Annotated in this window: 19 protein-coding genes, 1 tRNA gene and 2 rRNA genes; 10 read left to right on the top strand and 12 right to left on the bottom strand. The window is 65.9% G+C overall.

Features of this window, described 5'->3' with window-relative positions:
- Window positions 1-9 precede the first annotated feature (9 nt).
- Both LOC60_RS12535 and LOC60_RS12530 read right to left on the bottom strand, forming a co-directional pair.
- Window positions 10-1,206, bottom strand: a complete 1,197-nt coding sequence (locus tag LOC60_RS12535; RefSeq protein ID WP_230025661.1) for an MFS transporter — start codon at window positions 1,204-1,206, stop codon at window positions 10-12.
- 165 nt (window positions 1,207-1,371) lie between these two features.
- A complete protein-coding gene (locus tag LOC60_RS12530) occupies window positions 1,372-2,133 on the bottom strand; it encodes an IclR family transcriptional regulator (RefSeq protein WP_230025659.1) in 762 nt (253 codons plus the stop codon).
- Between the two features lie 175 nt (window positions 2,134-2,308).
- Here LOC60_RS12530 and LOC60_RS12525 point away from each other — a divergent pair, with 175 nt between their 5' ends.
- The 5 genes from LOC60_RS12525 (at window position 2,309) to LOC60_RS12505 (ending at window position 7,980) form a co-directional block, all read left to right on the top strand.
- Entirely contained in the window at window positions 2,309-4,099 is a 1,791-nt protein-coding gene (locus tag LOC60_RS12525; protein ID WP_230025657.1) for an FAD-dependent oxidoreductase, read from the top strand.
- On the top strand, window positions 4,096-4,890 hold the full coding sequence (locus LOC60_RS12520) for a sugar phosphate isomerase/epimerase family protein (protein WP_230025655.1): 795 nt from the start codon (window positions 4,096-4,098) through the stop codon (window positions 4,888-4,890). The genes LOC60_RS12525 and LOC60_RS12520 overlap by 4 nt, the downstream gene beginning before the upstream one ends.
- A gap of 50 nt (window positions 4,891-4,940) precedes the next feature.
- Window positions 4,941-6,065: a Gfo/Idh/MocA family protein gene (locus LOC60_RS12515; RefSeq protein WP_230025653.1), complete on the top strand. Its 1,125-nt coding sequence runs from the start codon at window positions 4,941-4,943 to the stop codon at window positions 6,063-6,065.
- A gap of 589 nt (window positions 6,066-6,654) precedes the next feature.
- Window positions 6,655-7,356: a VOC family protein gene (locus tag LOC60_RS12510; RefSeq protein WP_230025651.1), complete on the top strand. Its 702-nt coding sequence runs from the start codon at window positions 6,655-6,657 to the stop codon at window positions 7,354-7,356.
- A 30-nt stretch (window positions 7,357-7,386) separates the two neighbouring features.
- Entirely contained in the window at window positions 7,387-7,980 is a 594-nt protein-coding gene (locus LOC60_RS12505) for a GNAT family N-acetyltransferase (protein ID WP_230025649.1), read from the top strand.
- Between the two features lie 2 nt (window positions 7,981-7,982).
- Here the strand turns inward: LOC60_RS12505 and LOC60_RS12500 are convergent, their stop codons facing one another.
- Window positions 7,983-8,876 carry a LysR family transcriptional regulator gene (locus LOC60_RS12500; RefSeq protein ID WP_230025647.1) on the bottom strand — a complete coding sequence of 298 codons (894 nt, stop codon included), beginning with the start codon at window positions 8,874-8,876 and terminating at the stop codon, window positions 7,983-7,985.
- 182 nt (window positions 8,877-9,058) lie between these two features.
- On the opposite strand from LOC60_RS12500, the gene LOC60_RS12495 reads away from it, so the two are divergent.
- From LOC60_RS12495 to LOC60_RS12485, 3 genes are all read left to right on the top strand, one after another.
- Complete coding sequence (locus LOC60_RS12495) at window positions 9,059-9,757, top strand: DsbA family protein (RefSeq protein WP_230025645.1); 699 nt, start codon at window positions 9,059-9,061, stop codon at window positions 9,755-9,757.
- Between the two features lie 117 nt (window positions 9,758-9,874).
- On the top strand, window positions 9,875-10,939 hold the full coding sequence (locus LOC60_RS12490) for a phosphatase PAP2 family protein (protein ID WP_230025643.1): 1,065 nt from the start codon (window positions 9,875-9,877) through the stop codon (window positions 10,937-10,939).
- A 40-nt stretch (window positions 10,940-10,979) separates the two neighbouring features.
- On the top strand, window positions 10,980-12,290 hold the full coding sequence (locus LOC60_RS12485; RefSeq protein ID WP_230025641.1) for a hypothetical protein: 1,311 nt from the start codon (window positions 10,980-10,982) through the stop codon (window positions 12,288-12,290).
- 36 nt (window positions 12,291-12,326) lie between these two features.
- On the opposite strand, the gene LOC60_RS12480 is transcribed toward LOC60_RS12485, so the two are convergent.
- The 5 genes from LOC60_RS12480 to LOC60_RS12460 all read right to left on the bottom strand — a co-directional run bounded on the left by LOC60_RS12480 (window position 12,327) and on the right by LOC60_RS12460 (window position 18,093).
- Window positions 12,327-13,559 carry a beta-ketoacyl-[acyl-carrier-protein] synthase family protein gene (locus LOC60_RS12480; protein ID WP_230025639.1) on the bottom strand — a complete coding sequence of 411 codons (1,233 nt, stop codon included), beginning with the start codon at window positions 13,557-13,559 and terminating at the stop codon, window positions 12,327-12,329.
- A complete protein-coding gene (locus LOC60_RS12475; protein WP_230025637.1) occupies window positions 13,560-15,212 on the bottom strand; it encodes a class I adenylate-forming enzyme family protein in 1,653 nt (550 codons plus the stop codon).
- A gap of 32 nt (window positions 15,213-15,244) precedes the next feature.
- Entirely contained in the window at window positions 15,245-16,075 is an 831-nt protein-coding gene (locus tag LOC60_RS12470; RefSeq protein ID WP_230025635.1) for an SDR family oxidoreductase, read from the bottom strand.
- A gap of 96 nt (window positions 16,076-16,171) precedes the next feature.
- Complete coding sequence (locus LOC60_RS12465; protein WP_230025633.1) at window positions 16,172-16,816, bottom strand: response regulator; 645 nt, start codon at window positions 16,814-16,816, stop codon at window positions 16,172-16,174.
- Window positions 16,804-18,093 carry a sensor histidine kinase gene (locus LOC60_RS12460; RefSeq protein ID WP_230025630.1) on the bottom strand — a complete coding sequence of 430 codons (1,290 nt, stop codon included), beginning with the start codon at window positions 18,091-18,093 and terminating at the stop codon, window positions 16,804-16,806. The genes LOC60_RS12465 and LOC60_RS12460 overlap by 13 nt, the downstream gene beginning before the upstream one ends.
- Before the next feature lie 154 nt (window positions 18,094-18,247).
- Here LOC60_RS12460 and LOC60_RS12455 point away from each other — a divergent pair, with 154 nt between their 5' ends.
- Complete coding sequence (locus LOC60_RS12455) at window positions 18,248-19,003, top strand: ABC transporter ATP-binding protein (protein WP_230025629.1); 756 nt, start codon at window positions 18,248-18,250, stop codon at window positions 19,001-19,003.
- A 1-nt stretch (window position 19,004) separates the two neighbouring features.
- A complete protein-coding gene (locus tag LOC60_RS12450; protein ID WP_230025627.1) occupies window positions 19,005-21,467 on the top strand; it encodes an ABC transporter permease in 2,463 nt (820 codons plus the stop codon).
- Between the two features lie 56 nt (window positions 21,468-21,523).
- On the opposite strand, the gene LOC60_RS12445 is transcribed toward LOC60_RS12450, so the two are convergent.
- The 4 genes from LOC60_RS12445 to rrf (LOC60_RS12430) form a co-directional block, all read right to left on the bottom strand.
- A tRNA-Ser gene (locus LOC60_RS12445) sits at window positions 21,524-21,611 on the bottom strand.
- 80 nt (window positions 21,612-21,691) lie between these two features.
- Window positions 21,692-22,339 carry a TMEM175 family protein gene (locus LOC60_RS12440; protein ID WP_230025625.1) on the bottom strand — a complete coding sequence of 216 codons (648 nt, stop codon included), beginning with the start codon at window positions 22,337-22,339 and terminating at the stop codon, window positions 21,692-21,694.
- Window positions 22,340-22,461: 122 nt separating this feature from the next.
- Window positions 22,462-22,578: ribosomal RNA gene (rrf, locus tag LOC60_RS12435) — 5S ribosomal RNA — on the bottom strand.
- Window positions 22,579-22,810: 232 nt separating this feature from the next.
- Window positions 22,811-22,927 (bottom strand): 5S ribosomal RNA (gene rrf, locus LOC60_RS12430).
- Window positions 22,928-23,209: the final 282 nt, after the last annotated feature.

The following is a 23,209-nucleotide window of genomic DNA, read 5'->3' as shown; positions in this document are numbered from 1 at the left end:
GCCGGATCCTCACGAGCGCCTTGTCTGGTCTACCAGGACACCTGGACCGTCTTCCAGCATGCGAGGTTGGTTGATCATGAGTAGTCCCGCGGTGAGGGCGAGCAGCCATCCGCCGAGCATGGCGAAAGATGTCACCCAGGTTCCGCTGAGGTCCTGAAGGAGTCCGAATAGCAGCGGTCCCAGGCACGCCAACGAATAGCCGATGCCTTGGGCGAAGCCGGATAGTGCACCGGAACCGGTTGTGGTGCGGGTGCGTTTGTTGATCATCAGGAGGGCGAAGGAATACGTGCCCTGGCCGAGTCCTGCCATGATGACCCAGAAGGGTGCGCTGTTGGTGGGAGCCAGGAGCAATCCCGCGTAGCCAACTGCGAACATCGTCGTGAACGAGAGGGCGATGGGGAACGGCCGCGGCATCCGGGCTACCAGCAGTGGCACGACGAGGCTGGTGGGCAACCCTATGATGGCGAAAAGGGCGAGCATGGAGCCTGCTGTGCCCGGGTTCATGCCGCGGTCGATGAGAACTGCGGGGAGCCAGGTGAAGAGGGCAAAGGTGTTGCTGGAACATCCAGCGAAGATCAGGGCCAGCCCCCACCCGATCGGCGATCTCCAGGGCCGGACCCTGGGAAGGCCTGCGGGCAGATCATCGGTGGGCGGAGGGCTCGGGGCCTGTCGTGCCGACCTGTCTCGGACGAGCAGGACGATCCAGGGCAGCGCAGCCACGACGCCGACGATTGACCAGATACCAATGGAGACCCGCCAGCCCGCACTCTCGGCAATTGGTACCGCGAGCTGCGGTGCCAATGCCGTGCTGATCGCGAACAGCGTGACGTACAGGGCCGTGAGCAATCCGACCCTGTCCGGAAAGTACTTCTTCACCAGCGGCGGCAGCACGATGTTTCCCAGACCCAGCCCGACCATGGTGAGCAGCGAGAGGCCCAGGAAGACTGCCAGGTTTGTTCCCATAGCCCGGCCCAGCTGTCCTGCGACGGCCAGCAGAATCGAGGCGAGCAACAGCGGCTCAAGCCGGATGCGGCGTATCAGCTGTGGAGTCAGGAATCCCATCAACGCGAACCCTGCAGTCGGAAGCATCCCGAGCAAGCCGATGGAGGTTGCATCGAACGGCAGATCCCCGGTCATCGCTGTAAGTATCGGCGAAACTCCTGCCACTGCGAGCCGTGCGCTGAGGGCCATGAGCAGGATGCCCATGAACACCAGCAAGCGTCCGGCTATCAGCGGCCGCTGTCCCCTCTTCGGTAGGGAGTCGTTTAGTGGGTTTTGCCCGGTACTTGTGGGATCGATGACGCTCACCTGCATCTAGTCGCTTGTTGTCGGCCGGCCTTCATGCCGGTGTTGGTACAGGAAGGTTAGGCGTCATGAGCGCTGGGGCAGTTCCAGGGCCAGCTCGGCGGCGGCTTTCCGCAGGTCGGGCAGGTGGCTCCTCAGGTCCTCGAGACTAGTGCGGAAGACGGGGGCGGCCAAGGTGAGGGTGCCGATCAGCCGACCCGATGGAGGCAAAACCGGGAGGGCGACGGCGGCCATACCGACGTCGTTCTCCTCCGACTGCCCGGCCCAGCCCTGTGTACGGATCTGTTCCACCTGTCGGCGGAGTTCGTCACGGTCAGTGACCGAGAATTCGGTGCGCGGTTTCAGGTCGATGGTGTCCAGCAAGTGGCGGCGTGTGGCCGGATCGGCGAAGGCGAGCAGGACCTTGCCCGAGGCGCTGGTGTGCAGCGGCACCCGGTCTCCGGGGTCGGTGGTTGTACGGAACTGGGGTCCATCGACCTTATGGATCGTCAGGCTCTGGTCCCCGTCAAGCACGTGCAGGATCGAACTTTCCCCGGTCTTTCCGGTCAGCCGCTGGAGGGTGTGCGCTGCCGCGCCCTCGAAACCGCGGTGGTGAGCGACCTTCTGCCCCAGCTGGTAGACCCGCAGTCCCAGACGGAAGCGCTTTTCCGGTGGGTCGTACGTGGCGAAGTCAGTATCTACCAAGGTGTTCAGCAACCTGTACGCGGTACTGAAGGGGTAGCCGGTGGCCCGTGCAATCTGCCCGGCCGTCGCCCCCGCCGGATACTCACCGAGCAAGACAAGCACTCCCAGCGCCTTGCCCGCTGTTCCGGACTTGTCCGCGACCATGCCACTCCCTCTTGACCCTGACTGTGATGTACGTCATGCTTACAGCCCCAATATATAGCAATCATTGCCAATATTTGGAACAGTGTCGGAGAATTCCTCCGCTCAGGCGGTAAAAAAGGTCTGCCGCTTTCCAATGGCATAACTATTCGTGTCGGCTTCAACCTGAAGGATCTTGATGACACCGAGCACCTCCACACCCAAAGAGTTCCCCATCTGGGACGTTGACGTCCTCGTGGCAGGCAGCGGCGCGGGCGGGCTATCTGCGGCAGTCGCCGCGGCCTACCACGGATTGGACGTCCTTGTTGCTGAGCGTGCTCCCACGTGCGGCGGGGCGACCGCACGTTCCGGGGGCTGGATGTGGACCCCCGGCAATCCGCTGGCCAAGGCTGCCGGGGTTGAAGAACCGCGCGAGGCCTTCCGCACTTACCTCCGGCACGTCATTGATGCCGAGCACTACGACGCCGAGCGGATCGAGGCTTTCCTGGAGGCTGTCCCGCACATGGTCGCCTTCTTCCACGAGAAGACAGCCCTGCGTTTTGTCCCCGGGACAAAGGTCAATGACATCTATGGCAAGTTTCCGGGCGCGGGCACCGGACACCGGTCCGTGGCCCCGGAACCCTTCTACGGCACCGAGCTCAGGCCCGAAATTCGGCGGAAACTGGCACACCAGTTCTACATGACCTCTTTCATGGGCATGGGCATCATGGCCGGCGAGGACCTCTCCAAGTTCCTTACCGCCCTGCGGAAGCCGTCCAGCTTCCACCACGCCGCCAGACGGGTACTCACCCACCTCTTCGATCTGGCCGTGTACCGCCGCAACATGCAGATGGTCAACGGTGTGGCCCTCACAGGCCGGCTCCTGCAGTCCGCCGACAACCTCGGCGTGAGGATCGAGGTCAGCACCAGCGTGGAAGAGCTGACCTTCGACGACGCCGGGGCAGTAGTCGGCGCCTGGTTGAGCACGCCCACAGGTCGGGTGCGCGTGAACGCCCGCAGGGGTGTCGTCCTGGCCACGGGTGGCTACCCCGCCAACATCGAACGCCGCCGACAGACCTTTGAGCGCACCCCGACTGGCCGGGAGCACTGGACCCTGGCCCCGGACACCTGCGACGGCGCCGGCGCAGCCCTGGCAGAGTCCGTCGGGGGCTGGGTAGACACGGATGTCACCTCCGCCGCCGCCTGGTGCCCTGTCTCCCTCGTAAACTTTCCCGGCGGGCGCACGGGGGTGTTTCCGCACATCGCAGACCGTGCCAAGCCCGGGGTGATCGGCGTGCTGCGTGACGGCAAGCGCTTCGTCAATGAGGCCAACGGCTACTGGGACTACGTCGACGGCATGATGAAAGCCGTCCCCGAAGACCAGCCGGTCGAATCCTGGTTGATCTCGGGCAAGCGTGCGCTGCGCACCTACATGCTCGGCTTCGCCAAGCCCCGCCCCCTTCCCGTCTTCCTTTACACCAAGGCGCTCAAGTACCTGATCAAAGCGGACACGATCGAGGAGTTGGCGGCCAAGTGTGGGATCGACCCGCAGCAGCTGGCGCGCACGGTCCAGGAGTTCAACGCCAATGCCGAACGCGGCGTGGATCCCGGGTTCGGGCGTGGCGAGACCCCCTTTAACCGTTACGGCGGAGACCCCGACGTGAAGCCCAACCCTACGCTCGCCCCGCTGGGAAAGGGCCCATACTATGCAGTGAAGGTCCTCCCCGGCTCCTTCGGCACGTTCGCTGGCATTGCCGTGGACTCCAAGGCCCGGGTACTGCGCCGTGACGCCAGCATAATCCGAGGCCTCTATGCAACCGGAAACGATCAGGTCAACATCATGGGCGGGAGCTATCCGGCCGGTGGGGTGAACCTTGGACCGGCCATGACCTTCGGGTACGTCGCCGGGCGGGACCTCGCCGGGGCCACCGCCTACGAGGACGACGGCACGCCCGCGCCGGGCCTGAACCACCAGGGCAGCGGCAGGTGAACCGCCGGTTACTCGGACTGGCACCCCTGTCCCTGCTCGGCACCGAACCAGCCGAGTTTGTGCGGATCGCCGCGGACACCGGCTTCGATTTCGTGGGCCTGCGGGTCAAACCCGTGACCGCCTCAGAGCCGGACTTCAACTTGTTGCCGGGCTCAGCACGGCTCAGACAGGTCAAAGCCATCCTGGCCGGGACCGGGTTGCCGGTGGTGGACATTGAATTCCTCGCTCTGGACGGCACGGTAGGTCCTGAGACTTGGCTACCTATGCTGGAGGCCGGCGGGGAGCTGTGCGCCCGTACTCTGACGGTAACCGCCGCGGACCCCGACCGCGCCCGGCTTACCGCCACGCTGGCGGCGCTGACCGAGGATGGCAGGCAATACGGGGTGACCCCCACGCTCGAGCCCATCTCTTACCAGTCCGTACGCTCGATCCCTGAGGCTGCCGCCCTCGCCGCCCAGGCCGGATGTTTCTGGTTGCCCGATTCCCTGCACATCCGCCGCTTCGGCGGCACGGACGCCGAAGTAGCCCAATACATCGGCACAGCACCCATGCTGCAGCTGTGCGACGGCCCGGCCGAGCATCCCGCCGACCGGGAGGGGCTCATCGAGGAATCCCGCAGTTCACGCATGGTCCCAGGAACGGGCAGGTTCGGCTTGGCCAAGCTGGTTGAGGCCCTACCCGCGGACCTGCCGCTCAGCGCCGAAGTTCCGAGTCTGGACCGTGGGGAAACTGGTGACGAGGCCCACGTCGTTGCCCTGCTCAATGGCCTCATAGCCTGCGCAGGGCAATAGCCGGGCTCCGCAGCTTTCCCACACCTCATCTTCAGAAAGTTGGCCCTCCCGTGACCGCCCCAGCACCCGTAAAGCCCCGTAGACTTCGCGTTGGATTAGCGGGCTGCGGAGCCATTTCCCGGAACCACCTTGAAGCGTTCCGCGCCATCGACGATGTGGAAATCGTGGGAGTCTGCGACATCGATAGTGATCGGGCCCGCGCCACCGCCGCGGCATGGGGGATTCCTACAGCCGCCGATACCGTGGCAGAGCTGCTTGGCTTGGGGCTGGACATCGTGTCCGTTTGCACTCCTCATCCCACCCACGAAGCAGTGGTTCGTGAGGCGGCCGCTGCTGGCGTCCATGTGCTCTGCGAGAAGCCCATCGCCATCGAGCTGGCGTCGGCCGCGCGCATGGTCAGTGCGTGTGATGACGCCGGTGTAAAGCTGGGCGTCCTCTTCCAACGCCGCTTCTGGCCGGCGGCGCAACGTATCCGCGCCGCCATCGACAATGGCGCCCTCGGCCGGCTCACCATGGGTCAGTGCTCGGTGATGCTTTACCGTGAACCTGACTATTACTCCCGTGACGCGTGGCGGGGGACCTGGGCCAACGACGGCGGCGGGGTATTGATGACCCAGGCTATTCACTACATCGACCTTCTCCAGTGGTTCATGGGAGACGTGGCTGAGATCTACGGCAAGATCAACACCTACAAGCACCGCGAAGACATTGAGGTGGAGGACTCCGCCACTGCCCTCATTACATTCGCCTCCGGAGCCATGGCCACCCTGCAAGCCTCGACGGCCGTGTCCCCAAGCCTCGGGGTGCAGCTCCGCGTTACCGGTGAAACTGGCGCCTCAGCCTCGCTGACCGAATTTCCCGAGGGCAGCGACGGCCGCGTGGATCTGTGGGCCGTGTCCGACAGCATCCATACCGAACCTGTCCACCCCGACGGACTTCACCCAAACGTAGACCTGGCCACCATCAACGGCCAACTCATCCCGCATCACACCAGCCAGATCCGCGACTTCGTTTTGGCCATCAGAAACGGCACCGAACCGGCGGTCACAGGCCGAGACGCCACCAAGGCCCTGCGGATCCTGCTGGCGGTCTACGAGTCATCCCGGACCGGTCTTCCCGTGCGTTTCACCGACGCCGCGGCAGTCGATGACCATTGCGCGGAACAGCAGCGTTAGCGATGCAATATGCGACACTGCTGGGCCAGACGGGCATGTGTCCAGGCCAGGAAGGCATCGTCTTTGCGGCAGGTAATTGCGTTCAAAAGACGGGTATTTGAAGTTTCCCGGAGCTCCGTTTTCGGCCTGGTTTTGGGCTCGAAATGTCAGTGCCGGATGAAATCCTGAGGTATGGATCAGCTCGGGAACACCGAACGGATAACCGAAGAACCAGGCAGTGGGAACCAGCAGCCGGAAGGGCAGGCCTGCGGTGCCGAGCCGCCGCGCCCGCCCTGCACCTTGTCGGTGTACCGGGCTGAACTGGCCGTGCCCGTCGGGACCGCCGAAGCGGGTACCTCTGCTTCTGATGTCAGTCCCGACAACGACGCCGCGGCCGCACCTGACCCTGAACTCCCAGCGATCTCTGTCGTCGTGCGGGCACCTTCGCAGTAAGAGGGTCTTGGCGGAATTCCCCAAGACACCAAAGGCGGATTTTCCTTGTAGATGCATTCGACGTCGGATTTACTGTTCGCACACGCACAGGAGGCACTCAGAAATGACGAGCTCAAACGCTGCAGCTGAATCACGTATCAACTCACGGAACAGAGACATGCTGTCCGGCGAGGCGATCGCCGAGGCCAGGCTGACCGACTGGCGCAAGTTGGCCCAGGGACTGCACGCCCGCTACCTGGTCGATGACTTCGGCACTAGCGCCCGGTTCGTTACCGCCATAGGCGAGGCGGGCAATGCGCTCGGACACTACCCGAGCGTGTCGATCGGCAACGGGTACGTCGACCTCAAATTGGTCAGCGCAGACGCCATCTACCGCGACGGCGAAGGCACCGAACACGTCGTCGAATGGGTCACCCAGCAGGATGTCGACCTCGCGAGGCTGATCACCGGGATCGCCGCGGAGCACCGGATCGACGCCGACCCGGCCTCCGTCAGCGTCCTCGAACTCGGCCTCGACACCGCAAACTCCGCGACCATCGCCCCGGTGTGGGCAGCCCTGCTGACAGGCAACGCAGACGCCCAGGGCCACGGGTCACCCAGCGACGAGATCCGGGACTCCACGGGGCGGATACCGAACCTGTGGTTCGGCGACGCCAACGAACACGAGAGTCAGCGGTTCCACGTCGAGGTCTACGTGGCGCCCGAGGTGGCCGGGCAACGAATCAACGCCGCCGTCGCCGCAGGGGGAACCGTCGTAGATGACGCTAGTTCGCCGTCGCTCACTGTGATTGCCGACCAGGACGGCAACACTGCGGTCCTGTGCGTCGCCGAGATGCCTGTGACGGAGGCTGGATCTTGACCCTCTTGAACTCGTGACAGGACGGACGCGATGCCGCACGTAATTCAGCCGCTTACTCCGGCGACCTTCCCCGCGTGGCTAGCACTCGCGCAGAAACACAACGGGGTCTGGGGCGGGTGCTACTGCTCATATTTCCACGGCGACACAGAGAACACTGCCAAAAGCGAGCACGACGGGCCGACATTCAAGCAGCGACTCGTGGCGGAAGGCGCAGCACACGCCGCGCTCGTTTTCGACGGCGACAACGCAATCGCTTGGTGCCAGTACGGCAGTCCGCTCGAGCTGCCGGGGATCTACCATCGCAAGCAGTACGACGCCGGCGAGACCAGGCCGGCGCCGTGGCGCATCACGTGCTTCTTCGTCGACCGCGACCACCGACGGTCCGGCGTGGCACGGGAGGCACTGGACGGCGCCCTCGAACTGATCGCCCTGGCAGGCGGAGGCGAGGTGGTCTCGTTCCCCAACGAACTCGCCCCCGGCAAGAGAACATCGTCGTCGTTCCTTCACAACGGCACGCGCGCCATGTTCGAGAAGGCAGGATTCACGTTCGAGCGCCGCATCGGCAAGAACAAGACAGTGATGCGCAAGACCGTCCAACCAGCCCTGCTGCTGACGCCGGGTTGAACCTACGTCTTCCCCGCCGCCACCGCCACAAGCTCTGCCGCGACTCCGGTCAGCCGCCGGGGACCGGACCAGATGGCCGTCAGGGGACGCGTGATGCCCTCGCCTTCGAAGGGAACCCGCAGCAGCTCCCCGCTGGCGAGCTGGTCGCGGACCACCAGCTCGCTCAGCGTGGCAGGGCCGGCTCCGGCAGCAACAGCAACCCGCACCGCAGCATTGCTGCTGAGCACCTGGGCGGGCTCGACGACGTCGTACCCGGCGAGGACTTCCTGCAGCGCTTCGCGGGTACCGGACCCGGATTCCCGAACCACCAGCGGGGTTTCCGCCAGTTCCTGCAGACCGATCCGGCCCGGACGGTTGGCCCATTCGTGATCCGGACCAACGACCACCACCAGCTCGTCCTCACGGACCACCAGGGCGTTTAGCCGCACCGGAAGATTCGGCGTTTCCACAAACCCCAGTTGGAGGGTTCCCTGCTGCACCTCTTCTATGACCTGCGCCGAGTTCTCCACCTGTACGTCGATACGGGCCTGCGGCAGCCGGCGCTTCAGCTCGGCAAGCCAGGCCGGCAACAGCATGTCCGCGATGGTGTGGCTGGCGCCCAGCCGGAGTTCCATCGCCTCTCCGCCGCTGGTACGCACCACACTGTTGAAGCGCCGCGCCGCCTCGAGCAGTTCCCGGGCGGAATCGGCCAGCAGGAGTCCCATCGCCGTGGGCACCGAACCGCGCGGGCTGCGTTCCAGCAGGGGAACCTTCAGCTCCGCTTCCAACTCGGCAATAGACCGGCTCGCATTGGACTGGGCCATGCCCAGTTTCCGCGCCCCGGAAGCCACGCTGCCCTCATCCACGACGGCAATAAACAGTTCCAGCACCTGAAGGTTCGGCCACGCATGAGCCATATCAAAAGCATATAAACCCATACCGGATTGCGGGCTACCGGGCCGGCCGATCCGGTGGGAGCATCGAAAATAGTGGGCGCAGCCTGGTCTCATGGCGGACGTCGCCTCGTGGCAGGTATCGCCATTGAAGGCCCGCAAAGCGCGCCGAACCACAATCCCCTGACTCGTCACCGAAAGGAACTATGCGCAAGAGCATCCTCGCCCTGCTGATCGCCTGGCTGCTCGCAGTCGGCACCCTGGTCTCCTGTGCGGCGTCGAATTCCGAACCGTCAGGAGGCACCGCCACGGCGGAAGCATCGGCCAGCCCGTCGGCAGAGACATCCATCCCGGCTGATCGTCTGGAGCAGGTGGCTCCCGCGGATGCGAGGGCAATCACCAATCCCGCAGACCCCAAAGCCACCCTGGTGCTGTTTACCGACTACCAGTGCCCCTACTGCGCGCAGATGGACACGGTGATCCAGCAGGCCAAGAAGGACTATGGAGATGACGTCCGCATCCTCGTGCGGAACTACCCGCTGCCCAAGCATCAGAATGCGGCGCCGGCTGCCCGTGCCGTGGAAGCCGCCGCAGAGCAGGGTGCCCTGGAGGAGATGGCTGCGTCCGTCTTCGAGCACCAGCAGGATTGGAAGGCCCTGAGCACGGAGGACGCCGAAAACCTCTTCGTCTCCTATGCCGAGGACCTCGGACTGGACATGGAGAAGTTCCGTGCTGATTACGCCTCGGATTCCGTGAGGGACCGGGTGGCCCGGGACTTGGAGGACGCCCAGGACCTCCAGCTTCGCGGCACGCCCTCGCTGATCCTCGACGACCGGATCCTCGAGCTGGACTCCGTTGACTACGGCGCCATCCAGGAACAGCTGGACGCAGCCCTCAACAAGTAGACGCGGGCATCTTAGCCGGGCGTGAGGCGGAACCGGCAGTAGGTGTGATCGAAAGCATACTGACGGTAGAGGCACCCCGATAACAGGTTTATACCGATCGTGAGATAAAAATGTCTCATGACTATCGAAGCCGGCTCCGTCCGCCCTGCCTGGCGCCGCCTCTTCGGCGTCCCCCTCATTGTTTCGGTCGCCTTTACCCTGGTGATGCTGGTGGCCGCCGTATTCGCGGGCCTCCCCGTGCGTGATCCGGAAGGATTCCTCGGCCCGAGTTACGTGCGCCTGCCGTTGATGGTGCTCCTGATGATTGCGGCCGACGTCGTCCCCCGGGTTCTCGCCCGACGGCGTGAACTGGGCGGCGTCGGAGCCGCAGCCGCCGATGTGCTGCGGACCCGCTGGTCCGGACCCCGGCTGGCCGTGGCAGTGGCAGGACTGATCACCTTCTACCTCGCCTACATGTCGTACCGGAACCTCAAGAGCTTCCTGCCCTTCCTGCAGGATCACCTGACGGACACGATGCTGGACGAGTCGGACAAGTGGCTGGCAGGCGGCAACTACCCCGGTGACGTCCTGCAGGAACTGCTGGGCACCGGCTTCAGCGCCGAGTTGCTCTCCGGCGTCTACATGCTCTTTATGGTCTTCGTTCCGGTCTCCCTCGCTGCGGCGCTGGTGTGGTCCAACAACCTGCAGCGCGGTGCCTGGTACGCCACGGCCCTGTCCTTCAACTGGATTCTGGGCACCGTCAGCTACTACGCCCTGCCGTCCATGGGACCCATCTACTACAACGCCGCCCCGTTCAGCGACCTGCCGGAAACCGCCGTCTCGGGTCTGCAGGACTCCCTGTACGAGAACCGGATCGAAGTGCTGGCGGATCCGTTTGCCACCAGCTCCGTCCACGGCATTGCTGCCTTCGCTTCCCTGCACACGTCCATCGTGTTCACGGCGGCACTGGTGGCACACCTGACCCGCCTGCCCAAGGTGGCCCGCTGGGTTATGTGGATCTACGTCCTTCTGACCACGCTGGCCACGGTCTACTTCGGCTGGCACTACGTCCTGGACGTGGTTGCCGGACTTGCCCTCGGCGCCGTGTCGGTGTGGCTGGCCGCCAAGGCCGTGAACGCCGGGAACCGGAAGGTGCCGGCAACACCCGACGTCGAGCCGGAGCTCGCCTCGTCCGTGCGGTAGGCTTCCTCAGCGGGAACCACCCCTACTGAGAGGCGGCACGTTGAGCGGACATCCAATCGTGCTGCCTGACTATCTGACTCCCAAGCCACGCAGGTTCAGCCCGCTCAAGGTGGCAGTCGTAACCTTTGTGAGCCTCTTTGTGGTGGCCGCCCTTGTCGCCGCCTATCTGTGGGTCGAGTACTTGACGTATACCGAGGCCGCCGGGGATTCCCGGGCGGAAGGCTACATAGTGGTGACCTCACGCAGCACTGTGCATTACGCGTCGGACCCGCTCCCCGCAGACATCAGCGAGGAAGACTACGCGGCCTTCTGGGCTGAACCTGCCTTGAACACCCCGGACGCCTTTGCACTGCTGGACGTGATCAACGAGGGATGGAAGGCGCGTCTCCAAGAGGACGTGAAGCACATGGAGTACAGGGTGGACGAGATCGTAGACCCAGCCAAACGTGCCAACGCCCAGGCCGCCGTGGACGAGATAGCCGAGCTCGTCTCACACGGCACGGTCCAGGGTGCGAAGAGTGCGGTTTATGACGACTTGGCACAGCTGTCCAGAAAGACCTGCCACCGCTGGGACATGGACGACGTCTCCTACCAGGCCAACGGTCATCCCATTCGAAACTGGACTACCACCCAGCCCCAAATCCTGTCGCAGCTGGGATCCGAGGACTCTGCAAGACAGGCAACCAGCCTGGTGGCCAAGGTCTACCCTGCTGCCTTTGAAGCCGCCCTCCCCCGTTTCTGCAAGTTACCGATACCGCCGGAGAGCAGCCATCCGGGCGATATGAACCTCCTGTTCTCGGTTACCCATGAGGCAGATATGCTGCTGGAATCCTTGGAGACGCACCCCAACGCGGCGGGGCAGCTGACGGCGGAAGATTACGAGGCCTTCTGGAACAGCCCGGTGATGACGTCGCCGGAAGTCCAGGCCTACCTGGACCGGGTGGGGGAAAAAGCCGTCATCGACCACCGCGGGACGGCGGCCTACAGGCAAAAGCGCGAGACCGATCAAATCGTGGATCCCGGCGTGCGGGAGCATGCCCAGCAGTACACCGACTGGGTTCTCGATGAGGCCGCGAAGGATAACGGCAGAAGGCTGGCCGTCGGTATGGTCTATGAAGATCTTGTGGAGTACTGGGATGCCGCCTGCACCGGCGAACCGGACCGTTGGCTGCATCCGTCACCGGTAAAACGGAACATCTGGAACTCCCGCCTGGAACCCGAGTTCAGTACGGACTACGTGTCGTCGGCCTGGAGTGGCCGGGACGCCGAGTGGAGTGACGCTACCTTCGAGTTGGCCGTGGAGTTCTATCCGGAGGCTTACGAGGCCGGACTCGACCTCTACTGCAAGTAAACGCTCCTGGCCCCCTGCGGTGGCACGGAACGCACCTCAGACAGGCCCGAAAGCCGCCACAGCGTTTTGGCCGCCGAATCCGAACGCGTTGGTGAGCGCATAGCGGACCGGTGCTTCGCGGGCAGCACCGGGCACATAGTCCAGGTCACACTCCGGATCCGGGGTGGCGTAGTTCAGCGTCGGCGGGATGACACCCTCAACGATCGCCATCACGCAGAGCAGGGATCCGAGGGTCCCCGCAGCCCCAATGAGGTGTCCGGTCATGGACTTGGGCGCCGTGACTGCGAGCGACGGCGCATGCTCGCCGAAGGAGGTGTGCAGCGCCAGCGTTTCGGTCCGGTCATTGGCCTGCGTGGAGGTTCCGTGGGCGCAGATCAGGTCCACATCCTCCGGATTCAACCGGGACCGGTCCAGCGTGCGGCAGATGGCTTCCGCCGCATATTCCCCGGTGGGAGCCGGAGCGACAATGTGGAAGGCATCGGACGTCAGTGCACCGCCCAGCAGCTCCGCATACACGTCCGCACCGCGGGCACGGGCATGGCTGAGCAGTTCCAGCACACACACCACGGCTCCCTCGGCGAAGACAAACCCGTCCCGGCCGGCATCGAACGGCCGGCTGGCTTCCTGCGGCGAATCGTTGTTCCGGGACAACCCGCGCATGGCGTTGAGCCCGGCGAACATCACCGACGTGATGGCCGCATCGGTTCCGCCGGCCACCACCACGTCCGCGTCGCCGGCCAGCAGGGTGCGGCGCGCCTCCAGCAAAGCGGAGGTACCGCTGGCACATGCCAGGGCACTGGCGTTCACCGGACCGTGGACGGCCAAATCGATCGCCACCTCGCAGGCGGGCATATTCGTCAACGACGACGCCACGAAACTGGGGCTGATCGGGCGTAGCCCGTCCCGGCCGAAGATTTCCGTGGCGGCCTGGATTTCCGGATACCCGGAGACCGCGCTGTTGATGATTACCGCCGCGTCCGTGTCCTCCAGCGTGACGCCCAGTCCGGCGTCGGCCACTGCCTCGCGGGAGGCGGCCACCGCCAGCTGCGACGCCCGCGAGGACCGGCGCAGCCGTTTGACCGGCAGATACTGCGCCGGATCGAAGTTCTTCACCTCCCCGGCAATCCGGGTGGGAAACTCGGAGGCGTCGAAGGCGGTGATTTTGTCGATGCCGCTGCGCCCGTCCTTCAGCCCCGCCCAGGTTTCACCCCAGGTACCGCCGAGCGGCGTCACCGCCCCCATTCCGGTGATGACCACGCGCTCGTCCATTTAGTCCGCCTTCCGGGCCGGCGCCGGAACATCCATCCGGCCGCCCAGCCAGTCCTGCGCCGCGGAATCGGCCACCTTGTAGTGCATTTTCTTGCCGGTCGCGGTCAGCGGAACGTCCTCCACAAAACGGTAGCCCCGGGGCCGCTTGAAATCCGCCAGCCCGGGATGGGCAAGGCAGAACGCGTCCAGCCCCTCGGCGTCGAGCTCGGCGTCCCGGCGCACCACGTAGGCGACCACGCGCTGGCCCCAGCGGTCATCCGGCACGCCCACCACCACAGAATCGAGGACGCCCGGGTGGTCCGCGAGCGCCGCCTCCACCTGCACCGGATGGATGTTCTCCCCGCCGGAAATGATCATGTCATCCGTCCGGCCCATGATCGTGAGGTAGCCTTCGGCGTCCCAGGTGGCCATGTCCCCGGGGTAGAGCCAGCCGTCGTGGAACTTCTCCTCCTCCACCTGCGGCAGATTGGCGTAGCTGAACCCGGACTTCGGCGAGCGCATAATCACCTCGCCGATTTCGCTGCCGTCCCGGGCGGCCAGCTCGTGCGGCTGCCCCCGCCGGCCGTCGAACACGCGGACGACGGCGACGTCGTCGTCCGTGCATGCGCGCCCGGCACTGCCGGCATGGGCGGGGAGGTCCTCCGGCCGCAGGAAGGTGTTCCAGAAGCCCTCGGTGGTTCCGTAGCCGTTGAAGATCCGCGGCGTCAGCAGGTCCTGGTACCGGATGGCCGCGGCACGGTCCAGCGGTGCGCCCATGGTGACGATGCCGCGCAGCGTCTCCAGGTTCCGCGGCTTCTTTTCCTGTTCGACGGCGATCAGCTCCAGGGTGGTGGGCGCACCGATCAGGTAGGTCAGGCCCTGCTCCCCCACCCAGTCCAGCACCGTGGCCGGATTGAAGCTGCGCATCGGCACCACGGATCCGCCGATATAGAACACCGGGTTGGGACCACCGGAATGCAGGCCGCCGCGGTGGAACCACGGGGTCATGTTCAGGGTGCGGTCGGCCGGGGAGAGCGGAAAGTGCATAATCACGTCGTGCGCGCTCATCACTTCGGCGATGGAGGGCAGCGGCACCCCCTTGGGCATGCCGGTGGTGCCGGAGGTGTAGAAACGGGTGCTCTCCTCGAAGGTGGAGAAATCCGCGGGCAGATCCGGCAGTTCCCCGGTTGCGGCGTCGACGGCGGCGTCGAAGTCCTCACCCAGCTGGCCCGAGCCGCCGGCCACCAGGACCACCGGCGAAACCCCGGCCAGCTCCAGCGCCTGCGCCGCGGCGTCGGTATGCTCGGCGTCCACAACGAACACCGCCGGATCACTGTCCCGCAGGATGTGCGCGGTTTCCCCCGGCGCCAGCCGGTAGTTCACCGGAACGCTGATAGCCCCCAGCCGCTGGGTAGCCAGGTACAGCAGGGCAAACTCGACGCTGTTGTAGAGCTGGTAAAGCACCCGGTCCCCGCGCCCGACGCCGCGCTCGGCCAGGGCACGGGCCACGGCGTTCACGGCGTCGCCGAGCTGGGCGTACGTCAGTTCCCGGCCGGACGGCGGATCGGTAATGGCCACGCGGTCCGCATAGCGCGCCACGTTGCGGACGAAGCCGGCCGCGTAGGTCAGTGAGTGCTCGAAGTAGTTCCGGTAACGGGTGGGATCGTAGCTCACTGATGCTTCCTTTCGGTTTGAACGGCGGGCAGCTACCGGCCGCGGTCCCGGGTGGGCCGGGGCGGGAGGGTGACCGGCGGACCGGACGCTTCGGCGTGGAACGGCGGGGCAATGACCGAGAGACCGCCGTCGACCGCCAGTACCTGGCCGGTGATGTACCCGGCGCCCGGGGACAGCAGGAATTCCACCGTGGCCGCCATTTCGTCGACGGTGCCGGGACGTCGTTTCGGGAGGCGGGAGATGACGCTGTCCATCGGCGCCATCCCGTCCATGGAGTAGAAGTAGTCCAGCGAATCGGACTCGATCAGCCCGCCGTTCACCGCGTTGACGTTGATGCCGTAGGGGCCGAATTCCACCGCCATAAAGCGGACAAAGGACTCCACCGCCGCCTTGTACGAGCCGAGGGCGGCATAGGTGGGGAAGGCCCGGCTGCTGCCGTAACTGGTGAGCGCGACTATCCGGCCGCCGTCGTCCATCAGCTTCACCGCTTCCTGGGCGCCGAGGACGAACGGGCGTACATTCACGGCGTAGGCACGGTCCAGATGATGGGTTTTCAGGTCCACCACGTTCTTGAACGCGGCAGCGGCGGCATTGTTGATGAAATAGTCCAACCGGCCGTATTCGTCCGCTGCGGCATCAAAGAGCGTGACAATGTCTTCGGGGTTTTCCACGTCCGCCTGCACCGCTATCCCGCCGCCGCCGAGTTCCTGCAGGCGGGCCACCACTTCCTTGGCCATCTCCGCGTTGCGGCGGTAACTGACGACGACGGCGGTTCCCTGCGCTGCGAGCCGCTCCGCCACCCGCCGGCCGATCCCCCGCGAAGCACCGGTGATCAGCGCTACCTTTCCGCCGCCCTGTTCCACGTGTGTCCTCCTGCGCCCGGCTGTAGTGCATCACACCTTGTCACCGGTGCCGTCCGGGAAACAAGACCCGCTGCGAAAAGGCCGCAGGGGAACCGGTCAGGAGCGCAGGTACGCGAGGGTTGCCAGCACCCTGCGGTGGCCGCTGTCCGACTGGGCCAGCCCGAGCTTCGCAAAGATGTTGCCGATGTGTTTGCTGACCGCGGTTTCGGACACGGAAATGGCCCTTGCAATGGCGGTGTTGCCCAGGCCCTCGGCCACCAGCCCCAGCACCTCGAACTCCCGCGGGGTCAGCGACCGGACGGGATCCCGGCTGCTGCGGCGGCTGAACAGCTGGGCAATGACCTCCGGATCCATCACGGTGCCGCCGGCGGCCACGCGACGCAGCCCGTCCACGAATTCACCGACGTTGCCCACGCGTTCCTTCAGCAGGTAGCCCACCCCCTGGGCGCCGGAGGCCAGCAGCCGGCTGGCGTAGCGGTCCTCCACGTAGGCGGACAGGACCAGCACCGGAAAGTCGGGCACCCGGGACCGCAGTTCCAGGGCGGCCCGCAGCCCCTCGTTGGTGAAGGTCGGCGGCATCCGGACATCCAGCACGGCACCGTCGGCGCTGCCGGGGGTAAAGGCCGCGAGCAGGTCATCGGCGTTGTCCCACGAGCCCACCACCTCGAACCCTTCGCCCTGCAGCAGCAGTTCGAGACCGGCCCGCAGCAGGGCATCGTCTTCGGCTATTAAAAGGCGCACGGCAGCTCCACTCTGAGGTTCGTCGGTCCGCCGTCGGGACTGTTCAGCACCAGCCTGCCGCCAAAGGCGGCTGCACGGCGGGCAATTCCGGCAAGCCCCGTTCCGGAGCCGTTGGCATCGGCGCCAGCCTGCGCGCCGGCGGTCGGGTCCACCTTCGCTCCGCCGCGGCCGTCGTCGTTCACGAGGATCACCAGGACATCCCCCTTCGGAGGTGATTCGGTCCGCAGCAGCACGTCAATCCGAGACGCACTGGAGTGCTTCGCGGCGTTGGTCAGCGCTTCGGCGAGGACAAAATAGGCTGCTGATTCCACCGCGGCAGGAGCACGGAGCAGGCCGTCTACGTCCAGGGTGCAGGGTATGGGTGAGCGGCTGGTCAGGGCGGAGGCAGCACCGCCCAGGCCGAGTTCGTCCAGGATCGGCGGATAAATGTCATGCACGGCCGCGCGCAGTCCGGCCAGGGCCTCGGTTGCGGCGTCCTGGGCGCGCCCGATGAAGGGTACGGCGGCGGCCGGGTCGGTTTCGGCTGCCCGCTGGGCGAGCCCCAGCATCATCACGACGCCGACCAGCCGGTTCTGCGCACCGTCGTGCAGTTCCCGCTCGATCCGGCGCAGTTCGGCCGCGTGGGCGGCGAGGGCGCTGGCCCGGGCCGCCGAGAGATCGGAGATCCGGCGGGCCAGGTCCGCATACCGGCGGGGCGAGAGGATAGCCAGGGTGGCCGCACTGAACCGCCGTGCCAGCCAGGGCAGCAGCACCCACGCCCCTGCCGCATATCCAAGTCCCAGCAGCACCATCAGGACGGCGTCGCTCCAGCTGCGGACAAAGATGGTTAGTTCCAGCGGTGCATCCGGCGGGAAGAGCTGCCACAGGGGTGCCGCCGCCACATAGAGCACGGCACCGAAGGGAAGCGCGAGGGCCAGCGCTGCTGCGAGCACGGCAAACGCGCAGTGGAAGAGCAGCCAGGACAGGTCCCGCTTGGTTTCCGGTGCGCTCAGCAGGGCGGCCAGCTCGGTGAATGAATACCGGCCGCTGAGGCGGCGCGGGTCAAAGGGGATAACGGCGGACGAGAATGCCGCCGAGCGGGTCTGTGCCCGGCCGGCCAGGCGGTTCAGGATCTCCAGGAAGCCCGGAACCGCGTACAGGCCAACCCCCAGGGCCACGAACGGAAGCAGCGCAATTCCGGCCAGCAGGACGGCCAGGGACACCAGCCAGTAGCCGCCCTCGCGCACCAGGAAGCTCACGTCCCGGGTTCGGGTGCCGGCGCGGCTGGGAGGTCTCATCCGTTGAATTATGCCCGACCCTCTTCCCGCTGTCGGTATAGCCAGCTCTACCCCAAACCGGGCTATTGGCTGTATCGGATCCCGTTCCCGTCATCCGTAGCGTCGACGTCAGCAAGTTATCCCGTTCTCCCCGGCCTACCCAAAGGATGACCCGATGTTCACCGACCCCTCAGAACTCTCCGGCACCGCAGCCCTACAGCTGCAGGGCGTGTCCAAAAGCTACCGTTCCGGCAACACCACGGTTCCGGCCCTCCGCGATGTCTCCCTGGCGATTCCGGCCGGCACCTTCACCGCCGTCATGGGGCCTTCCGGTTCCGGCAAAAGTACGCTGCTGCAGTGCGCGGCCGGACTGGACGCCCCGGACAGCGGAAAGGTACTGCTGGGAACCACCGAAATTTCGCGTCTGCGCAGCAAGGCCCTGACCCGCTTCCGCCGGGACCACGTGGGTTTTGTCTTCCAGTCCTACAACCTGCTCCCCCAGCTGACGGTGGCACGGAACGTCACGCTGCCGCTGCTGCTCGCCGGACGCGGCACCGACACGGTGTGGCTGGACTATGTGCTGGAGGCCGTGGGGTTGGCCGGCCTGGGGGAACGGAAACCCCAGGAGCTCTCCGGGGGACAGCAGCAGCGGGCGGCCATTGCACGGGCGCTGATCACCCGCCCGGACGCCGTCTTTGCGGACGAGCCCACCGGAGCCCTGGACTCCGTCACCGCACGGCAGGTGCTGGACCTGCTACGGCACACGGTTTCCTCGCTGGGACAGACGGTGGTCATGGTGACGCACGATCCCGTGGCCGCCGGACACGCGGACACCGTCATTTTCCTTGCCGACGGGCGGCTCGACGGCAGCATGACCGGTGCCACTGCCCTCGACGTCAGCGAACGCATGGCCACCCTCGGGGAGCACTGACATGTGGACCCTTGCCAAAGCATCCATCCGGCACCACCGCGGCGGGTTCGCCGGGGTCTTCGTAGCCGTGTTCCTGTGCGCGGCGCTCATCACCGCGATGGGCGTCCTGATCGAATCCGGGACCCGCGGCGGGATCGCCCCGCAGCGCCTGCAAGGTGCCGACGTCGTTGTGGGTGCCCCGCAGGCACATCCGGTGGTCGAGGACACGGACGCCCCGTTCGCCGAGCGGGTCCTGCTCCCTGCCGACGCCGTTGACGAGATAGCCGCCGTCCCCGGCGTGGAACGGGCCGTCGGCACCATCGAGCTTCCGCTGGCCACTGCCGACGGGACGGTGGTGTCCGCCGCTGCCTGGGACGCCGCTGCCCTGACGCCCTTCACACTCACCTCCGGGGACGCCCCCACAGGGGCAGCTGAGGTAGTGGTTGATGAATCCTTCGGAGTGGTCCCGGGCAGCAGCCTCGTCCTCACCCACGGCGGGGAACCGTCCGAGTACACCGTGTCCGGCCTCGCCGCTCCCGCAGCGGGAGTGGACACCGGTCCTGCCGCGTTCCTCAGCACCGCCGGCGCGGAAGCCCTGTGGCCCCACGGTGACACGGTGGCCACCGTGGGCGTGCTTGCCGAGCCCGGCGTCCGCCCGGAGCAGCTCTCCGCCGACATCGAGGCGCAGGTGGCCGACGTCGTGGGCTACACCGGGGACCGCCGCGGAGACGTGGAAAACTTGGGCGGGTCCCCCGCCCGGTCCACGCTGCTGCTGCTCAGCGGCTCGCTGGCCGGGGTGGCCGTGATGACCGCGGTCTTCGTAACCGCCGGCACCCTGTCCCTGTCCATCATGGCGCGGCGGCGTGAATTCGCGATGCTGCGTGCCGTCGGCGCCGGGGCCAACCAGACCCTGGGCATTGTGGTGCGTGAAGTCCTGCTGGTTTCCGGCGCGGCCGCAGCGCTGGGGGCGGCACCGGGTTTCCTGCTTGCGGAGTTCCTCGGCAGGCAGTTCGCAGCCGGCGGGGTGCTTCCGGAAACCTTCGTCCTGGCCTACAGTCCGCTGCCGGCCCTGGCCGCGGTAGTAATCAGCATCATCGCAGCGGTGGGTGCCTCGCTCGTCTCTGCCCGGGGTTCGGTCCGGGCGGCGCCGACGGCGGCGCTGCGGGACTCCTCGACCGAAGCATCACGGCTGGGCCGCGGGCGCGTCATCACCGGACTGTCGCTGCTGGGTGCCGGCCTGGTTGCTGCCCTGGTACCGATCGCCGTTCCGGGGACTGCGGGGCTGGCCTCGGCAGCCTCCAGCATCCTGCTCCTGATGATCGGCGCCGGCCTTCTGGGCCCCCGGCTGGTGACGGGCGCATTGAAAGTGGTGCAGCCGCTGCTGCGCCGCAACCCCTCCGCTTCGCTGGCCCTGGCGGAAGCCAACGCCGGCGCTTTCCCGCGGCGGCTGGCCTCGGGGATCGTTCCGCTGGCCCTGGCCATTGCCCTCGGATCGGTGCAGTTCTTTATGCCGGCAACGGTGGCAACGGAAGCCGACAGGCAGTCCCGGGACGGGGTGGTGGCCGGGTATCTGGTCAGCGCACCGGGCACCGGCGTCTCCGAGGATCTGGCCGAGCAGGTGGCGGAACTGCCCGGGGTGGAGTCCACGTCACCGGTGGCCCGTTCCGCGGTCCTCGCCAAGGCCGGGTTCGCCGGTATGGAGGACGGCGTGCAGCCCTACGCCATCCAGGGGCTGGCGCCGCAGGACCTTGGTGGAACCCTGGACCTGGATGTGCGGGACGGGTCCCTGGACCGGCTGGCGGAGCCCGGAACGGTGGCATTGAGTGTGGATCTGGCCCGGGAATCCGGTACGGCTATGGGCGAGGACTTCGACTTCTACTACGGGGACGGAACCGAGGCGACCGCCGTCGTCGTCGCCACTTACGAGCGCGGGCTGGGCTTCGGTGATGTGGCGGTGGCGAACGAAACGCTGCGCGGCCACACCACCACCGGGTTGAACGACTATCTGCTGGTCAGTGCGGACACGAACCCGGGGGAACTGGCCTCCGCCGTGGCCGGGCTCGGGCTGACCCTCCTGGACAAGGAGGAGCTCGGGGCAGCCGGAGCCGCCGAACGGAATGCCGACGCGTGGGTTTCCGTAATCGCGATGCTGGTGCTGCTGGGCTATCTCGCCGTCTCCGTGGTCAACACGCTGGTGATGGCAACGGCCCGGCGCCGTCCCGAGCTGATGCTGCTGCGGACCCTGGGGGCGTCGGATACCCAGCTGCGCCGGATGATGGGGGCGGAATCCCTGCTGATAGTCGCGGCCGCCGTCGTCATCGGCACCGTCCTGGCACTGCCGCCGCTGATGGGCATCGCCGTGAGCGTCTCCGGGCTGCCGTTCCCGACGATTGTGCCGGCCGTGTACCTGGGCCTTGCCGGTGCGACGGCGGCGCTTGGCTTCGGCTCCATCGCGGTAGCCACACGTGCCGCGCTGCGCCCTTGATGCAGCCAGCGGGTTAACGAGAAACACCCCGGTCCGAAGACCGGGGTGTTTCTCTTTGGCGGAGGATGGGGGATTTGAACCCCCGAGGGCGTTAACCCAACACGCGTTCCAGGCGTGCGCCATAGGCCGCTAGGCGAATCCTCCAGGCTTGCTCCCGTAGAAGCAGATATAAGACTACCCGACACAGGCCCAAACCAACGAATCGGCGTCATTTGAGGGGCTGCTTAGGCCGAGCCTGTTCGTCTGCGGCCGAGGCCGTGGAGCAGGAGATTGATAACGATGATTCCCAGCCAGGACCAGGTGGCGGCCTGCGGACTCCATAGGACGGCAATGGGGATTGAGGCCAGGAACACCGCGGGGGTGACCGGAGCGCGGACCTGCGCGAAGGCCGGAAGCCGGGGATCAACGTCATCCCGGAAAAGCCCCACGCGGCTGCAGTAGATCCAGAGCCCGGTATTGGCGGTGCCGATAAGCCCCAGTGCAGCCGCATAAATTACGACGCCGAGGAGCTGGTCTCCGTAGAACGCCAGCATGTCGGTGGCGTACCCCAGCAGGGCGACGAACAGCAGCAGCACCAGATTCAGCTGCTGCAGCCGGCCGGTAAATCCCTTGAGGAGCCGGAAGAGCCGGTGATGGCTAAGCCAATAGGCGGCGGCCACCACAAAGGACAGCACGTAGGCACCGAACTCCGGAAGCTGCGCCGCCACGGCCCCCCCAAGCTCTCCGGCCGGCACCTGGGGAACGTCGATACCCACGGCCAGCAGCGTCATGGCGATAGCGAAGACGGCGTCGCTGAAGAACATGGTGCGGTCCAGGTCCGGCCCGGAATTCGCTCGGGCAAACCCCATGTTGTTGCTGTATTCGCCGGCCACCGGACCATGCTTACGCACATTCCACAGCGGGTCGAGCCTCGGCCGAAGGAAAAGGAGCCGGGAGGCGCAGTTAAACAGATAAGGACCCGCACATCCTTGTGCGGATCCTTATCCCAACGTATGTCCGGCGGTGACCTACTCTCCCACATCCTCCCGGATGCAGTACCATCGGCGCTGTGGGTCTTAGCTTCCGGGTTCGGAATGGGACCGGGCGTTTCCCCCACGCTATGACCGCCGTAACCCTAGCCCCGACGGCAATGCGTCGGGAAGTCATTGATTACAGGCTGCCCTTTCGGGTTCTGCTCCTTAATCTTACCAAGTCTTTCAGTCCGTTTCGACCACGGCGGGCCGTTCCGGACTGGTCCTGGATGTCGGAAGAAACACAGTGGCTGACCAGGTACGATTGCCGCCGTTAAACAAGTGAAGCCCGTACCAACACTGGTACGGGCTCCCCCTGATTATTCAAATATTGTCCGGCGGTGACCTACTCTCCCACATCCTCCCGGATGCAGTACCATCGGCGCTGTGGGTCTTAGCTTCCGGGTTCGGAATGGGACCGGGCGTTTCCCCCACGCTATGACCGCCGTAACCCTTCCACCCGCACCACACACCCAAAACCAACAAGGTGTGCGTGGGGAAAACAATGGTTACAACACGTCCCGAAACCCCCGACCCGTTCGAAAACGGTGGTGGGTGCCGGCAGTGCGGTAAAAGTTGTGAACCCGCCCCCCGGACAAGGGAGGCATGGTTCGTGTTCCAGGTAGCAACAACGGTGTTGTTGTCCGGGAACCACATAGTGGACGCAAGCAGCATGATCTACAACACCCTTTATACTTTGACGGACCGTTTGAAGTCGTGTCCGTCCAGGTG

It is taken from the genome of Arthrobacter sp. zg-Y769, from assembly GCF_020907405.1.
In the GTDB taxonomy this organism is placed as follows: Bacteria; Actinomycetota; Actinomycetes; order Actinomycetales; family Micrococcaceae; genus Arthrobacter_B.
Note: the sequence above shows the minus strand (reverse complement) of the source record. Positions and strands in the feature narration are given on the sequence as shown.

What these genes read in the sequence shown, in the direction of transcription:
- LOC60_RS12455 (WP_230025629.1), top strand. Translation starts at nt 18,248, where the DNA reads ATGTTCACCGACCCCTCAGAACTCTCCGGCACCGCAGCCCTACAGCTG.
- LOC60_RS12530 (WP_230025659.1), bottom strand. Translation starts at nt 2,133, where the DNA reads ATGGTCGCGGACAAGTCCGGAACAGCGGGCAAGGCGCTGGGAGTGCTT.
- LOC60_RS12460 (WP_230025630.1), bottom strand. Translation starts at nt 18,093, where the DNA reads ATGAGACCTCCCAGCCGCGCCGGCACCCGAACCCGGGACGTGAGCTTC.
- LOC60_RS12450 (WP_230025627.1), top strand. Translation starts at nt 19,005, where the DNA reads ATGTGGACCCTTGCCAAAGCATCCATCCGGCACCACCGCGGCGGGTTC.
- LOC60_RS12495 (WP_230025645.1), top strand. Translation starts at nt 9,059, where the DNA reads ATGCGCAAGAGCATCCTCGCCCTGCTGATCGCCTGGCTGCTCGCAGTC.
- LOC60_RS12525 (WP_230025657.1), top strand. Translation starts at nt 2,309, where the DNA reads ATGACACCGAGCACCTCCACACCCAAAGAGTTCCCCATCTGGGACGTT.
- LOC60_RS12510 (WP_230025651.1), top strand. Translation starts at nt 6,655, where the DNA reads ATGCTGTCCGGCGAGGCGATCGCCGAGGCCAGGCTGACCGACTGGCGC.
- LOC60_RS12505 (WP_230025649.1), top strand. Translation starts at nt 7,387, where the DNA reads ATGCCGCACGTAATTCAGCCGCTTACTCCGGCGACCTTCCCCGCGTGG.
- LOC60_RS12480 (WP_230025639.1), bottom strand. Translation starts at nt 13,559, where the DNA reads ATGGACGAGCGCGTGGTCATCACCGGAATGGGGGCGGTGACGCCGCTC.
- LOC60_RS12490 (WP_230025643.1), top strand. Translation starts at nt 9,875, where the DNA reads ATGACTATCGAAGCCGGCTCCGTCCGCCCTGCCTGGCGCCGCCTCTTC.
- LOC60_RS12535 (WP_230025661.1), bottom strand. Translation starts at nt 1,206, where the DNA reads ATGGGCATCCTGCTCATGGCCCTCAGCGCACGGCTCGCAGTGGCAGGA.
- LOC60_RS12500 (WP_230025647.1), bottom strand. Translation starts at nt 8,876, where the DNA reads ATGGCTCATGCGTGGCCGAACCTTCAGGTGCTGGAACTGTTTATTGCC.